This window comes from Lactobacillus sp. M0393 (assembly GCF_016102025.1).
Lineage (GTDB): Bacteria > Bacillota > Bacilli > Lactobacillales > Lactobacillaceae > Lactobacillus > Lactobacillus melliventris.
The window spans coordinates 21,049-36,244 of the sequence record NZ_JACFPK010000004.1; the positions used below are offsets into that span (position 1 = coordinate 21,049).

Sequence of the window (15,196 nt, forward strand, 5' to 3'; positions counted from 1 at the left end):
AATTATTGTGCTACAACAACCATAGCTGGTCTTAAAGTACGATCTTTGTACAAGTATCCCTTTTGTAAAACTCGTACAACATGATCTTTTTGATCATCATTTTCAGCTGCAACGGTTTGAACAGCTTGGTGTAAATTGGGATCAAATTTGACACCTTCAGCTATAATTTCACTGATACCGTGATCTTTCATCGCTTTAACCAGTGAATCAAGTGTCATCTGTACACCTTTTTTAAGCTGTTTTGATGCTTCGTCATCGACTTTAGTAGCTAAAGCTCTTTCTAAATTATCCATCGCTGGCAAAACATCTTTAGCTAAGGATTGAGACTCATATTTGATAAGCTGCGCTCTTTCTTTATTGTAGCGATTTTGCATATTTTGCATCTCAGCTTGACTGCGCAAATACTTATCTTCCAGATCGTCTTTTTCTTTTTGCAATTGAGTCAAATTACGCTGCAATTTACTTTCCAAAGACTCTGGTTTCTTTTCTTCGTTAGCCTTAGTCTTAGAATTTTCTACTTCTGTCTTTGACTTTTTATGCTCATCTTTTTTTGGCTCTTTTTTTGAGTTTTTACTATTATTTTCTTCTTTACTCACGGCTAACCTCCTTTATTTGAATCTACCATAATAATCAAGTAATTTTTTAGATAGTTCGTTTCTGAAATACTCGAGTAATCCAATCACCTGAGAATACGGCATATTATCAGGGCCAAGTAAAGCAATTATGCCCTTTCCATGAGAGCCAACGCTGTACTCTGCCGTAAGCAGACTGTAATCCTTTAACAAATCATTTGATAATTCGGATCCTAAACTAACTCGAACCGGATACCTGTCGCTTTTCAAATTTTGCCTATTATCCAAAATACTGGAAATCAAATCATTATGCTCAATCATTTCATAGAGCGATCTTAAGTTTGAAATATCGTCCAGAGAAATGTTGTTAAGCAAGTTAATCTGACCATCAACATAGGTTTGCTCACTGGCAGCATCGTTAATAACATCCTCGACCAAATTAATCAGTTCAGAGACATGAGCAACTTTAAGTTTATTGCCCAAAGTCTTTTTAAGATAGTCTGGAGTAACTTGATCTAAAGTTTTGCCCACCAGCTGATCGTTAATCATGCGCACAGCCTGTTCAATTTCATCACCATTAACATTATAAGGTAAAGTATAAACCTGGTCATGAACGTCACCGTCACTAGTTCCTAAGACAGCCATAATCTGTCTGTTAAACAATGGCACGATACGAAAACCAGTAATAGTTAATTCACTATTTTCAGGACCTTCCGCAAATGCTGTGTAATTGGTTAGATCCGATAAAATTTTGACAGCTGCCTGTACGATATCGTTAACCTGATGAAATGGTTGATCAAGCTGACTAATGATTCGCTTGTATACAGAAGATGAAATTTGTAAAGGTTCAACTAAATTGTCAAGATAGTAGCGGTAGCCTTCAGTTGAAGGCACGCGGCCACTAGACAAATGAGTTTTCTCAATCAAACCCTTATCTTCTAAAACAGCCATTTCGTTACGAATAGTAGCACTTGAAACCTTAATAGGCAGTTGATTCATAACAGTTTTGGACCCAACAGGATCATGTGTCTGCGTAAAATCATTGATAATTGTTTTTAAAATTAATTCTTGACGTTCGGTCAACATAAATATCGCCCTCACTTTTAGCACTCAATCTGATTAGGTGCTAACAATTTATATGATACTAGCTTTTAGCAGAATGTCAAGTTGAGTGCTAACTTTTTTCTTAAAAAACGTCAATCATTTTTTCAGTATCATTAATTAATTCATCGCAGCAAAATAATTTTTAATTTCAGCCTCGTCTTGACTCATTTGTTGTGTTAGCTCTTTTAAATTGGCAAATTTAATTTCACCACGGGTATACTTATACCATTTAATTACCATTTCCTCATCATAGGCTTCCTGATCAAAACCAAATAAGTTTGACTCAATATAAAGCTTTTTCCCCTGGTTGATAGTCACATTATAGCCTACACTTGTCATTGAGTCATACCACTTACCACAAATCTTAGTTTTAGTCGCATATACCCCAATTTTAGGAACAGCCTTGTCATCACTCCAAACCAAATTAGCTGTAGGAAAACCGAGTTTATGACCATTGCGCAAACCGTGACCAACATAGCCTGACATAACATAGGGAAAACCTAACAACTTAGCAGCTAATTCCATATTTCCGCTAGTTATCGCCTTCTTGATTTCCGTAGAACCAATTTTTTGACCATCATAAGACTGCTTAGGGACATTAATTATATTGAACCTTCCCTTAGCAAACTTAGGGAAATTTTTCATATTAGCCGTGTCTTTAGGGCCATATGTGTAGTCAAAGCCAGCAACTACAGTGTCAGCATGTAATTTTACTATAATATTATCAACAAATTCCTGTGCAGTTAGTTTACTAAAAGCTTCATTAAAGTGCATCACCAACAAATAGTCAACTTTAAGTTTCTGCATCTTGTATGCTTTTTCTGGAAGAGTATCAATGTATGTAACTTTTTTATTTTGATAAACTTCTTTTGGATGACGATCAAACGTCATTACTACTAGTGGTAAATGTCTTTGCTTTGCTTTTTCTTTTGCGATTTTGATTAATTCTTGATGTCCGCGATGAACCCCATCGAAGAAACCTAAAGCAAGAATTATATTTTGGGGAATTATGTTTTCCTTAAAAGGGTATGTTAAATGGATAATTTCCATAATAAGACCTTCATTCACCTATTCATTTTGTAAAAGCATTAAATAAGGGCGATAAATGGTACCATCTTTGCGATATATTGCCTTAACTTTATTATTGTAACGTAATGCCACCTTTTTTGCATTCGTTTTCAAAGAAATAGCTGCACCATTTTTAACTTTAGACCATAATTTATCATCAAGATCCATTTGCACGTAATTTCTAAAAAAAGAATCAATTGGTTGAATAATTTGATCAATTAATTTAGGATCTTCGGTAATTTCAGAAAGTTTTACAGACTGACTAATATCAAAACCTGAACTAGATGTGCGGCGCAAACTTTTCATTACTGCTGGTATTTTCAGTTGGGTACCTAAATCATTTATTAAAGAACGAACGTAGGTTCCTTTACTACATTCAATTTCAAAGTCAAACATTTCTTGACCTTTTTCTTTATCAAAGATAGGTTCATTTACAAGATTATAAGCAAAAATTTTAACTTGCCTTTTAGGTCGTTCTACCTCAATGCCAGCTCGTGCATATTCATATAAATGCCTACCGTTAACCCTCACAGCAGAATAGATCGGCGGCACCTGTTCAATTTGTCCCACAAATTCTTGCATTGCATCTTTTATCTCAGTTGATTTGACTTTATTCGTGATCTTTTTGCTAGCTGTTATTTTGCCGCTAATATCGCAACTATCAGTGGCAAAACCAAGTATTCCCTGGCCAATATATCTTTTATTTTGAGTATGCATTAACTCAATTAGTTTAGTAGCCTGTCCTATTGCGACTGGTAAAACACCTGTAACATCAGGATCAAGAGTACCAGCATGACCTATTTTCTTAATGTGCAAGACTTTGCGTAATTGATAGACAACATCAGCACTCGTCATGCCTTTTTCTTTGTCTATCACCAATATACCATTTAACATTTTTCCCGTACCTTAACCATGAAAAAAGCGCCTAACAGCGCTTTTATTAATTATTTCTATTTTCATCCTGCTTTTTAACTTCAGCAATTAACCGATCAATTTTGCTACCGTATTTAACTGAATTATCTCGTTTAAATATTAATTCAGGAACTTTGTAGACAGTTAAGACCTGACCCAACAAATGCCGCATCATGCCCTTTGCCTTATTTAAACCAGCTGCAGCCTCTTCTTCCTTTTTAGCATCTTCTGAAAGAATACTGTAGTAAACAGTAGCATATGAGAGATCATTAGTACACTCAACAGCTGTGATTGTAACGTCATTAACACGTGGATCACGAATATTTTTGCGCAAAATTTTCGTTAATTCACGGAGGATTTCTCCTTCAACACGACCAATTCTGTGTTTCATGCTTTCCTCCCTGTTAATTACTCAGGTTTGACTTCTTGCTTTTCAACGGCTTCCATCTCATCACCAATTTTGATATCATTGTAGCCCTCAATTGTTAAACCACAGTCAAACCCTTGTTTAACCATTTTAGCATCATCTTTAAATCTTTTAAGTGAAGCCACTTTTCCAGTATATATTACAACACCGTCACGAATCAAATTGATTTCAGAATCTTTTGAAACATAACCAGAATCGACAAAGGCACCAGCAATTGTTCCTACCTTGGAAACCTTCCAAGTCTCGCGTACAGTTAAATTACCTACAACCTTATCTTCATAAGTTGGTTCAAGCATACCCTTCATGGCTGCTTTAACATCGTCAATAGCCTTGTAAATAATGCTGTACAAACGAATATCTACACCATCTGTTTCAGCTTGTGACTTTGCGGTAGCTGTTGGACGAACATTAAAGCCAATTATAAAGGCATTCGAAGCGCCAGCCAAGGTAACATCTGATTCATTTACAGCACCGACTCCGGCATGAATGATGTTTACACGCACACCTTCAACTTCTATCTTTTCAAGTGACTGCTGTAAAGCCTCTACAGAACCTTGAACATCCGCTTTTAAGACAACATCTACTTCCTTCATGTTTTCTTTCTTCATAGTGTCAAACAGGTTATCAAGAGTAACATGTTGAACATTTTCCCGAGATTGTTGCAAAGCTTGTTGCGCTCTTTGTTCACCAACACTTCTAGCCGTCTTTTCATCATCGAACACTACTATTTTATCAGCAGATTCTGGAACATCATTTAATCCGGTAATTTCTACTGGCATTGATGGAGTAGCCTTTTCGACTTGACGACCGCGGTCATTAGTCATAACACGAACTCTACCAAAGCGGTTCCCAACTACAATTGGATCGCCAACTTTTAGTGTTCCTTGTTGAACCAAAAGGTCGGCAACAGGACCGCGTCCACGAGAAAGTCTGGCTTCAATAACAGTACCAATTGCTTTTTGCGTTGGGTCTGCTTTCAATTCCATCACATCCGCTTGCAAAAGGATCATTTGCAAAAGTTCATCAACATTTTCACCAGTTTTAGCAGAAATGTTAACAAATATTGTGTCACCACCGTAATTTTCCGGAATTAGATTGTACTTCATTAACTGCTCAGTAACATGCTCAGGGTTTGCTCCCGGAACATCCATCTTGTTAATGGCAACAATAATTGGAACATTAGCACTCTTAGCATGATCAATTGCTTCAACAGTTTGAGGCATTACACCGTCATCTGCAGCAACAACCAAGACAACAATATCGGTAATTTCTGCTCCACGTTCACGCATATTTGAGAATGCGGCATGTCCTGGTGTATCCAAGAAAGTAATTGGCTGATTATCAACTCTTACCTGATAAGCACCAATTTTTTGCGTAATTCCTCCAGCTTCATGAGCCGAAACATGCGTATGACGTAAACGATCAAGCAGTGTTGTCTTACCATGGTCAACGTGTCCCATAATAGTAACTACTGGTGGGCGTTTAATTAAATGCTTAGATTTCAGAGAAGCTTTCATTCTCTTGTCATAAAGATTATCAATGTCAGATATATCCTCATGCACCTTTTCTTGAGCATTAATATTATATTCAGCCGCTACTAACTCTATTGCATCTTTATCAAGGGATTGATTTTGATTAGTCATGACACCCAGCATAAATAATTTTTTGACTATTTCAGCTGGCTCTCTGTGCAAAATTTTTCCTAAGTCTTGAGCATTCATACCCACTTCGTAAACCAGAGTATCTGGTAATGGCCGCTCTTTTCTTTGCGTTGGCTGCTTTTTAGGTACTTGTTCAAACTGCTTCTTCTTATTTTTACGCTTACGCTTTTCTTGGTGTTTCGAATAATTATTTGCACCATAGGTTTGATTTTTACCTTTTCTGCCTGGCTTGCCAGAGTTACGACCATGACCGTTGCCACGACGTTTTTCTTCTTTTTCGGGTTCAGGAGCAGCAGTATCTAAAATTTTAGGCTGGCGAACAGGCGTAGACTTTTGATTATTCTTAAACCTGGCTGGTGAAGGTTTAAGAATTTTAGGTCCAGTCACTTTAGGAGCAGTAGTTTCAGTTTTAACTACTTTATTTTCATTCTTAGAAACAGGTTTATTAGTTTCAGCAGACGTTGGTTTAGTTTTAGTCTGATTTTCCTTATAAGTCTTTTGTGCTCTTTCTGTTTGCCGATTTAATTTTTTCTCTTCCACTCGTTGTTTTTGCTTTAATTGCTTTAATAAATCTTGGGCTACTGGTTTAGAAGTTTTTTGACTCAAATTGGAATGTTGTCTAGTGCGATCTTGACTTTGTCTAGATCTATTATTTGACTTGTGAAAGTTATTGTTTTTTCTATTACTTTTACCATTCTTAGTTTCATCATGCTTTTTTTCATTTTTACGAATTGAAGTAACAGAAATTTTGATTTTACTGCTCTTTTTCGCTGGTCTTTCTTGCTTTTTGGCGGGAGCGGAGCTACTGCGGAAACTACCCTTTATTTGCTCTACTTGTGTATCTTCAAGTGATGACATATGATTTTTAACATCAAACCCCAGGTCCTTTGCTTTATTGACCACAGTTTTATTATCGATGCCTAATTCTTTCGCCAATTCATAAATTCTTGTTTTAGTCATCAAATCACACTCCTTCTTTGATTTTTTGTAACAATGCTTTGCCAAAACCAGTATCAGTAATTCCCAAAACTTTACGCTTTTTACCAATAGCTTGGGAAATTTCACTACTATTAAATTCCGTAATCACAGATACGTTATTTTGTTTTCCAATCTTGGTAATCTTTGCGGTGGTATCCGTCTGTGCGTCTTGAGCTAAAATAATCAGCTTAACTTTTTTAGCCTTTACGCTTATTGACACAATTTCAAATCCTGAAACCAGTTTACCTGCCTTTTGGCTTAGTCCTATTAAATTTAATGCTTTTTGTCTATTTTGCAAACCTATTTATCACCAAACAATTCTTTTCTTGCCTTTTGATGGTCAACATATGAATAAAGCTCTTGGTAAAACTCTTCAGGCACTTTTGTTCCTAAGCTGCGCTCAATCAGTCCCTTTTTCTGAGCGTTTTTAATCTGACTAGGATCAAGTGAGACATATGCTCCTCTACCAGGTTTCTTTCCAGTAGGATCAACTGCGATATTTTTTTCTTTGTCAACCACAATTCTGACTAATTCTTTTTTGGGCTGCATAGTATTAGTTAACAAGTCTTTTCGCATTGGAATCTTTCTTTTTTTCAAAAAGTTTCACCCCTTGCATTATTCTCCAGTAGTATCTACCGTTTCACCGTTAGTAACTTCATCTGGAAGTCCATCTTCTGTTTTGGTCTCTTCAGATGCAGGTTCTTCTTCTGTAGCAGAATTATCTGTTACATCACTTGCAGAATTTGCATCACCTGCTACGAAAGTGTCAGATTCAGCCTCTTTATTTTCCTTTTCAGCTTGATCACTGCTTTCATCAACAAATTCTACTTCTGATTCTGGTCTGATATCTATTTTATAACCTGTTAGCCGTGCAGCCAAACGAACATTTTGTCCCTTTTTCCCAATTGCTAGTGATAATTGGTAATCAGGAACTATTACTAAAGCACTTTTTTCATCATCTTCATCTCCAAATTGCACGGCAATAACCTCTGCAGGATTTAAAGCATTAGCTATATAATCTGACGGATCTTCTTCGTATTTAACTACATCTATATTTTCTCCGTCAAGTTCGTTGACCACATTTTGCACTCTGGCACCTCTTTGACCAACGCAAGTACCAACCGGATCAATGTTAGGATCGTTTGATTTCACGGCAATTTTAGTTCTGTCTCCTGCTTCACGTGCAATTGAAGCAACTTCTACCGTTCCATCGTAAATTTCAGGTACTTCTTGTTCAAATAACCTTTTTACCATATCAGGGGCAGTGCGTGAAACCGTAATTTGGGCTCCCTTAGAATCCGAGCCAACATGAGTCACTAAAACCCGAATCTGATCTTGTGGATTATAAGTTTCACCCGGCATTTGATCATTGCGAGGCATTACTGCTTCAACATTACCAATTTTAACATAAACAAAGCGATTATCACGTCTTTCAACTGTGCCGGTTATCAATTCATCTTCATATTGAGAATATTCATCAATAATATGGTTTCTTTCAGCTTCGCGTAAATGTTGCATAATAACCTGTTTAGCTGTTTGAGCAGCAATACGACCAAAGTTCTTGGGTGCAACCTCAAAACGAATTTTATCACCAAGTTCATAGGCCCGATTAATTGTCAAAGCATCTTTTAAACTGATTTCCAGGCGTTCATCATGAACTTCTTCAACGACAGTTTTTTCAGTCATTAATTTGAAGTCCCCTCTGCGCTCGTCAAATTCAACTATGACGTTTGTTGCTTGGTTATAATTCTTCTTATACGCCGCAACCAGTGCCGCTTTTATTGCTTCAACAATTACATCTTGTTTTATACCTTTAGTTTTTTCCAAAGTAGCAAACGCTTCAAGCATTTCTTTAGACATAATTTTTTAATCAACCTTTCTAAAACTCAATTGCAAAACGAATATTTGCAATTAATTTACGGGGAAGCGATAAAACCCTTTTTCTTGTTTTTACCTTTATTTCAAGCTTGATCTCGTTATCATCAAAAGATTTTAAAGTTCCCTCATATTCCTTTTCGCCTTCAACTTTTTGATAAAGGTTAACATGTACATAGTCATTTAAAGCCTTTTGCCAGTCGGAAGCATTTTTTAATGGTCTCTCGATACCAGGTGAAGAAACTTCTAAAATATATGGATCAGGAAATGGATCAGGTTGCAACTGATCAAGTTTCGTAGATAATAGTTCACTTAACCCCGCAATTTCATCCATATCAATACCATTTTCACGGTCAACGTATATTCTTAAATAATTCTGACCTTTTTCTTTAACATATTCCATATCAACAAACTCATCGTTTCGTGCAGCAATAATTGGTTTGATCTCTTCGATAACAGAATCTTTAACTTTCGCCAAGTACTTTCCTCCGTAATAAAAAGAGTGAGCAAATTTGCCCACTCCGAATCATTTATTCGAACTTCTTTAGGAAGTATAACACATTTATATTAATACTGCAAAATTTTAAAAGAGTGACAGTTGATTTTGATCTGGCATACCTGCTAAGACTTCGTTATCCTCCAAATAATCCATGATAGATTGGGATACTTTACCCCGATTAGCCAAATCTTCTTTTGATAAAAATTCTTGCTCAGTTCTAGCAGCAACAATCTGTTTAGCTGCATTGTTGCCTAGTCCCGGGACGGCATTAAACGGCGCTAAAATAGTATGCTTATCTATTATTTTAAAATTGGTCGCTTCTGACTTATTAATATCGACCATTTTAATTTTAATTCCACGTTCTAAACATTCATTAGCAATTTCAAGAACAGTTAACAAACTCTTGTCCTTTGCCGATGCATCGTTTCCCTGATTCTGAATATCTGCCATTGCCTTTTTGACCGTATTTTTACCATGACTCATAGCGACCAAGTCAAATAAGTCGGCACGGACTGAAAAATAAGCAGTATAGTAAATTTCAGGATAATAAACCTTGAACCAGGCAATTCTAAGAGCCATTAGGATATAGGCGGTAGCATGGGCCTTAGGAAACATATATTTAATTTTGAGACAAGACGGAATATACCAGTCAGGTATCTTATCGTTTTTCTTTAAAACAGCCATGTCTTCATCACTAATTCCGCGGCCATGACGCACAGATTCCATTGTAGAAAAGGCTACTTCAGGTTTAACACCCCAGTGGATCAGGTCCATCATGATATTGTCACGACAGCCAATAACATCTTTTAACTTACACGTGCCATTATTAACTAATTCCTCGGCATTTCCTAGCCAAACGTCAGTACCATGTGACAAGCCTGAAATTTGCAACAGCTCAGAAAAAGTAGTTGGCTTGGTTTCTTCAAGCATCCCTCTAACAAATTTAGTACCAAATTCCGGTACCCCTAGGGTACCTGTTTCTGATTGAATTTGTTCAGGGGTCACGCCTAATATTTTGGGACTTGAAAAAAGTGACATCACTCCGGGATCATCAGGGGGGATTGTTAACGGATCAACGCCCGAAAGATCCTGCAACATCCTAATCATCGTTGGATCATCATGGCCTAAAATATCAAATTTTAAGATATTATCATGAATGGAATGAAAGTCAAAATGCGTCGTTAACCAGGCAGCATTAACATCATCTGCTGGGTATTGTACCGGAGTAAAGTCATAAATATCCATATCATCAGGAACCACAACAATTCCTGCCGGGTGCTGACCAGTTGTCCTTTTAACGCCGCTGACTCCAGCTGCAAGACGATCTAGTTCTGCTCCGCGCAAATTCAATTCTTTTTCTTCATCATAATGCTTAGCATAACCATAGGCTGTTTTATCTGCCACTGTGGCAATTGTACCGGCACGGTATGAATTATCAGGTCCAAACATTACCCGAATAAAGTTATGAGCCACTGGTTGATAGTCACCAGAGAAATTCAAATCGATATCTGGAACTTTGTCACCATGGAACCCTAAAAATGTTGCAAATGGAATATCCTGGCCGTCTTTAACTAACTCTGCCCCACAGTTGGGACACTTTTTATCAGGCAAGTCATAGCCTGAACCAAATTCACCATTTTCAAAGAACTCCGAGTATTTACATTTTGGACAACGATAGTGCGGTGGTAGAGGATTGACTTCAGTGATTCCTGACATTGTAGCAACAAGGCTGGAACCGACGGAACCCCGAGAACCAACCAAATAGCCGTCTTTATTAGATTTAGCCACCAGTCTTTGTGAAATCAAGTAAATAACTGCATAACCATTTGAAATGATCGAGTTGAGTTCCATGTCAAGTCTGTCTTGAACTATCTTAGGTAACGGATCTCCATAAAGTTCATGAGCCTTGTCATAAGTCAAACGTTTCATTTCTTCATCTGCATTATCAATGTGAGGAGGATAAAGTCCATCTTTAATAGGTGAAATTTCTTCAATTGATTCAGCTATTTTATTAGGGTTGGTTATGACTATTTCCTTAGCAACATCTTCACCCAAAAAGCTAAATGCGTCCAGCATTTCCTGAGTGGTGTAAAAGTGCATATCAGGCTGCTTTTTGTTTCTATCAGGATTGCTGCGTTGTGCCGAAATTAAAATTGTACGGTAAATAGCATCATGTTCCTCAATGTAATGCGCGTCACCAGTAGCTATCACTGGTTTATTCAATTCCTTACCCAATTTATAAATGTTAGTCAGAATTTCTTCAAGTTCTGCTTCATCGGCAATCAAATGATCTTCAATCATAATGGAATAATTTGCGGGAGGTTGAATTTCGAGATAATCATAAAAGCGGGCTTTTTTACGGGCCTCATCATATCCCTTCTGCATCATTGCGACAAAAACATCGCCCTCAGAACAACCTGAACCGTATAGCAAGCCTTCATGATTTTTTACTAAATCAGACTTTGGCGTTCTTGGTATCCGATAAAAATCTTTTGTACTTGCGATTGAAACCAACCTGTACATGTTTTTAAGACCCGTCTGATTTTTAGCTAAGATGGTCATGTGTTGTGGTCGTGCTCTCTTAAACACTTGACCTTGAGCAGCATATTCGTTCATCTTACCCAAATTGTTTTCATGATACTTTTTGGTAAAAGCTTCCAGAAGCTTAAACATTAAATAGCCTGTAGCCTCAGCGTCCTGATTGGCTCTATGATGATGCTCTAAGACTACATTATATTTTTTAGCCAGTGAGTCAAGCGTATGTCTTGATTGTTCCGGGTGAAGCAAGCGCGATACTTCAAGTGTATCCACTACCGGTTGAGTTATTTCGCCAAGGTTTGCCCGTCTCAGTGCAGCATTAACAAATCCAACGTCAAATTGCACATTATGGCCGCAAAGTGGTCGATCGCCATAAAAATCTTGAAATTGCTTAATTACTACAGCTTCGTCATCAGCAGCCCCAACCATTTCATCAGTAATTGAAGTTAAGTTAATTGTCTGTTCGCTTAATGGATGGTGGGGATTAATAAATTTATCGAATCTTTCCAGAACTTCACCATTTTTCATCTTAACGGCGCCAATTTCAATGATGGTATCATAAACAGAAGAAAGACCAGTTGTTTCAACGTCAAAAATGACAAATTCACGATCTTTATAAGTCATTGATGCAGGATTAAGAACAAGCAGAGCATGATCATCAATCATATTAGCTTCAAGGCCATAAATAATTTTGACGCCATTCTTTTTACCAGCATTATATGCTTCTGGAAAGGCTTGAACATCTGCATGATCTGTAATAGCGATTGCCTTTTGGCCGAACTTTTTGGCGGCTTTGACAAAGTCTGTTGCCGTATTAGTCGCATCAAGCTGACTCATATTGGTGTGCAGATGTAATTCTACTCTTTTTTCTTCGCCTTGATACTTTTCCGTTCGACCGACATGCTCAATAATTTCCAAAGCTGAAATGTTAAAAACTGTATCATGACTCCACTGGTCCTGAGAAGCTGATCCCTGCATCTTTGCCCAGGTTCCAGGTTTTATGTCTTTCATACTTTGAATTTGATCTTTATCAGAAACAAATTTCTTAAATGAGATAGAATCAGTATAGTCTGTTATTTCACCAGTAAATATAATTGAACCGGTTTTTAATTCTCTGCTGGAAATATTAAAAATATTTCCCTCTATTACAACATTTCTGCTGCCATCGATAACATCTTTAATTTGTGTTATAGGCAGATTTTCATCAAGCTTACGGTTGCCATAACGACTTTTTTTAGTAGGATAACTTGGAGTTTTGACTTTTTCTTGTGTTGGAGCAGCATCATATTCTTCCTGCATATTTTGCTCATGCTGCTGCTGCAATTCTTGCAGACTGGCTAAATTATTGAGAGAATTTTCATCATCGATTTCAGTTACAAACTTTAAATTAAAGAAACCGTAATTTCTCATTTCTTCAGCTAGCTCATCAAGCATCTTTTGTTCAAGCAGCCCATCAACTACTAAATTATCTACGGGAATAATCCAGCGTCCATCTTCCTTTTTAGGTTTATGGCTGGAAATAAATTCTCGAGCTACCGGCTGTAAAGCCTGAGAATTCTGGACAGCATAGTGCCAATAATCGGTTAAGTAGTCATCCGCTCCATCCTGGGAACGAATATATAAACGAGTATTTACAAAAGAAGAAAAATTAGCGGTTATTGCCTTATTTAGTGCATCAAAAGTTGCAAATTTTAACGGTGTAGTAAAAAGAACGTGGATATCCCACCTGTGTTCTCTAGCGTAAACATCCACGTTCTCAATTTCGCCTTTTTGCAACAATTTATTATCTGCAAATTCTTGCGGAAACTTTATTTGCTGCAATAACCTTAAAAATAGTTTATTTTTATCAGTCACGAAAATTATCCTAACTCTTTATTAACAAAATCATCTAATTCAGACAGTGTCATTTCAGTAGCTTTTTCGTCAGCAGGTCTTTTGACTTCGACTACACCTTCAGCTGTTTTTTTACCGACTGTTACCCTGACCGGAGCGCCAAGTAAGTCAGCATCCGCAAACTTCACACCAGCACGCTCATTACGATCATCATATAATACATCATACTTAGCACTATATTTTTCTTCAAGTTTTTGAGCCAGAGCAGATTGATCATTATCTTTCATTTTCATTTGAACGATATGAAGACTAAAAGGTGCGATTTCTTTGGGCCAGGCTACACCATTTTCAGTTAAATGTTGTTCAATGACTGCAGATAATACTCTGGTAACGCCAATGCCGTATGAACCCATTATAACGGGCTGGGCTTTACCATTTTGATCTAAAAAGTCTGCACCCATGGTTTTGGTATAATATGTTCCCAGTTTAAAAATATGACCAACTTCAATAGAAGTAGTGAATTTTAAAGGGAGATGATCAACCGGATCCGGTTCACCTTCATTGGCTACCCTAATATCTCCAAACTTGTCTGGATTAATATCACGCTTTAAATTCACATTTTTAAATTGAAAACCAGTTTTATTAGCACCAACAACAACATTATACAAGTTTTTTACCGTGTTATCTGCAACAACTTGATCTGCCCAGTCAGCATTAATTGGTCCGACGCTACCCTTAGTGACACCAGTTATCTGTTCTAGTTCATCATCTGTAGCTACTCTAAGTGAATTTACATCTAACAGGTGCTTTAATTTTACTTCGTTGATCTGTTTGTCGCCACGAATTAAAACCAATACCTTTGCTTTTTCATCAGCAAGGTAAAGGATACTTTTAACTATCCGTGTAGCTGGCACTTGCAGGAATTGAACAAGATCAGAAATAGTTTCTTTACCTGGAGTAGCAACTTCTTCAACTTGCTTTAATTGTTCTTCTTCTGGCTTGAAAGTATCGACACTTGAAGCCATTTCTAAGTTAGCTGAATATGTTCCAGTTTCATTAGTGGCAATAGTATCTTCACCAATTGCTGCAGGAGCTTGGAATTCTGTCGAATTTTTACCACCCATAGTACCAGAATCAGCAATTACCGGGGTAACCTTTAAACCACACCGATGATAAGCGGCCGTAAAAGCTTTCTTTTCATCCTCAAACTGCTGATCAAGTTGCTCTTTAGTGGCAGCAAAGCTATAGGCATCAAGCATTATAAATTCACGAGACCTTAATAAACCAAAACGAGGTCTGTTTTCGTCCCTAAACTTTGATTGAATTTGGAAAAGAGCGATTGGCATTTGTTTATAGCTCTTTAAATCTTTAGCGACAATATCAGTAAAAGTTTCCTCATGAGTCGGTCCCAGTAAACTTTGGCGACCATGTCTGTCCTTTAATTTAAACATTTCAGGCCCATATTTTTGCCATCTACCCGATTCTTCCCATAGAGTCGCAGGCAAAAGATCTGGCATTGCCATTTCCGGCACGTTGATTTTTGCCATTTCTTCGCGCATTATTTTCTCGGCTTTACTTAAGACGCGATATCCTAAGGGCAAATAGGCATAAACTCCAGCTGTTACTTGGCGAACATATCCACCTCGCAACATTAATTTATGACTTTCAGCAACAGCATCAGCTGGTGCCTCTTTTAAAGTCGGCATAAATAATTTAGATTGACGCATTA

At 37.2% G+C, this 15,196-nt stretch carries 12 protein-coding genes; all 12 read right to left on the reverse strand.

Annotation, left to right across the window (positions count from 1 at the left end; genetic code table 11):
* Nucleotides 1-2: 2 nt before the first annotated feature.
* The 12 genes from grpE to H3R29_RS03835 all read right to left on the reverse strand — a co-directional run bounded on the left by grpE (nt 3) and on the right by H3R29_RS03835 (nt 15,194).
* Nucleotides 3-596 carry a nucleotide exchange factor GrpE gene (gene grpE, locus H3R29_RS03780; RefSeq protein WP_046324988.1) on the reverse strand — a complete coding sequence of 198 codons (594 nt, stop codon included), beginning with the start codon at nt 594-596 and terminating at the stop codon, nt 3-5.
* Between the two features lie 12 nt (nt 597-608).
* Entirely contained in the window at nt 609-1,658 is a 1,050-nt protein-coding gene (gene hrcA, locus H3R29_RS03785) for a heat-inducible transcriptional repressor HrcA (protein ID WP_046324989.1), read from the reverse strand.
* A gap of 135 nt (nt 1,659-1,793) precedes the next feature.
* On the reverse strand, nt 1,794-2,726 hold the full coding sequence (ribF, locus tag H3R29_RS03790) for a riboflavin biosynthesis protein RibF (protein WP_198202178.1): 933 nt from the start codon (nt 2,724-2,726) through the stop codon (nt 1,794-1,796).
* Between the two features lie 18 nt (nt 2,727-2,744).
* Entirely contained in the window at nt 2,745-3,638 is an 894-nt protein-coding gene (gene truB / locus H3R29_RS03795; protein WP_198202177.1) for a tRNA pseudouridine(55) synthase TruB, read from the reverse strand.
* A 46-nt stretch (nt 3,639-3,684) separates the two neighbouring features.
* Nucleotides 3,685-4,047, reverse strand: coding sequence for a ribosome-binding factor A (locus tag H3R29_RS03800; RefSeq protein ID WP_046324992.1), 363 nt, complete (start codon nt 4,045-4,047; stop codon nt 3,685-3,687).
* A gap of 17 nt (nt 4,048-4,064) precedes the next feature.
* Nucleotides 4,065-6,704: a translation initiation factor IF-2 gene (infB, locus tag H3R29_RS03805; RefSeq protein ID WP_198202176.1), complete on the reverse strand. Its 2,640-nt coding sequence runs from the start codon at nt 6,702-6,704 to the stop codon at nt 4,065-4,067.
* Nucleotides 6,705-6,708: 4 nt separating this feature from the next.
* Nucleotides 6,709-7,020 (reverse strand): ribosomal L7Ae/L30e/S12e/Gadd45 family protein, encoded by a 312-nt coding sequence (locus H3R29_RS03810; protein WP_046324994.1) that lies wholly within the window; start codon nt 7,018-7,020, stop codon nt 6,709-6,711.
* A gap of 2 nt (nt 7,021-7,022) precedes the next feature.
* Nucleotides 7,023-7,319 carry an RNase P modulator RnpM gene (gene rnpM / locus H3R29_RS03815; RefSeq protein WP_110446180.1) on the reverse strand — a complete coding sequence of 99 codons (297 nt, stop codon included), beginning with the start codon at nt 7,317-7,319 and terminating at the stop codon, nt 7,023-7,025.
* Nucleotides 7,320-7,337: 18 nt separating this feature from the next.
* On the reverse strand, nt 7,338-8,582 hold the full coding sequence (gene nusA, locus H3R29_RS03820; RefSeq protein ID WP_198202175.1) for a transcription termination factor NusA: 1,245 nt from the start codon (nt 8,580-8,582) through the stop codon (nt 7,338-7,340).
* A gap of 19 nt (nt 8,583-8,601) precedes the next feature.
* The gene (rimP, locus tag H3R29_RS03825; RefSeq protein WP_198202174.1) at nt 8,602-9,075 is read right to left on the reverse strand and encodes a ribosome maturation factor RimP; all 474 of its coding nucleotides are present in this window, start codon (nt 9,073-9,075) and stop codon (nt 8,602-8,604) included.
* A gap of 105 nt (nt 9,076-9,180) precedes the next feature.
* Nucleotides 9,181-13,488 carry a PolC-type DNA polymerase III gene (locus H3R29_RS03830; RefSeq protein ID WP_198202173.1) on the reverse strand — a complete coding sequence of 1,436 codons (4,308 nt, stop codon included), beginning with the start codon at nt 13,486-13,488 and terminating at the stop codon, nt 9,181-9,183.
* Between the two features lie 5 nt (nt 13,489-13,493).
* The gene (locus tag H3R29_RS03835; RefSeq protein WP_198202172.1) at nt 13,494-15,194 is read right to left on the reverse strand and encodes a proline--tRNA ligase; all 1,701 of its coding nucleotides are present in this window, start codon (nt 15,192-15,194) and stop codon (nt 13,494-13,496) included.
* Between the last annotated feature and the right edge of the window lie 2 nt (nt 15,195-15,196).

What these genes read in the sequence shown, in the direction of transcription:
- hrcA (WP_046324989.1), bottom strand. Translation starts at nt 1,658, where the DNA reads ATGTTGACCGAACGTCAAGAATTAATTTTAAAAACAATTATCAATGAT.
- ribF (WP_198202178.1), bottom strand. Translation starts at nt 2,726, where the DNA reads ATGGAAATTATCCATTTAACATACCCTTTTAAGGAAAACATAATTCCC.
- truB (WP_198202177.1), bottom strand. Translation starts at nt 3,638, where the DNA reads ATGTTAAATGGTATATTGGTGATAGACAAAGAAAAAGGCATGACGAGT.
- H3R29_RS03800 (WP_046324992.1), bottom strand. Translation starts at nt 4,047, where the DNA reads ATGAAACACAGAATTGGTCGTGTTGAAGGAGAAATCCTCCGTGAATTA.
- infB (WP_198202176.1), bottom strand. Translation starts at nt 6,704, where the DNA reads ATGACTAAAACAAGAATTTATGAATTGGCGAAAGAATTAGGCATCGAT.
- nusA (WP_198202175.1), bottom strand. Translation starts at nt 8,582, where the DNA reads ATGTCTAAAGAAATGCTTGAAGCGTTTGCTACTTTGGAAAAAACTAAA.
- H3R29_RS03835 (WP_198202172.1), bottom strand. Translation starts at nt 15,194, where the DNA reads ATGCGTCAATCTAAATTATTTATGCCGACTTTAAAAGAGGCACCAGCT.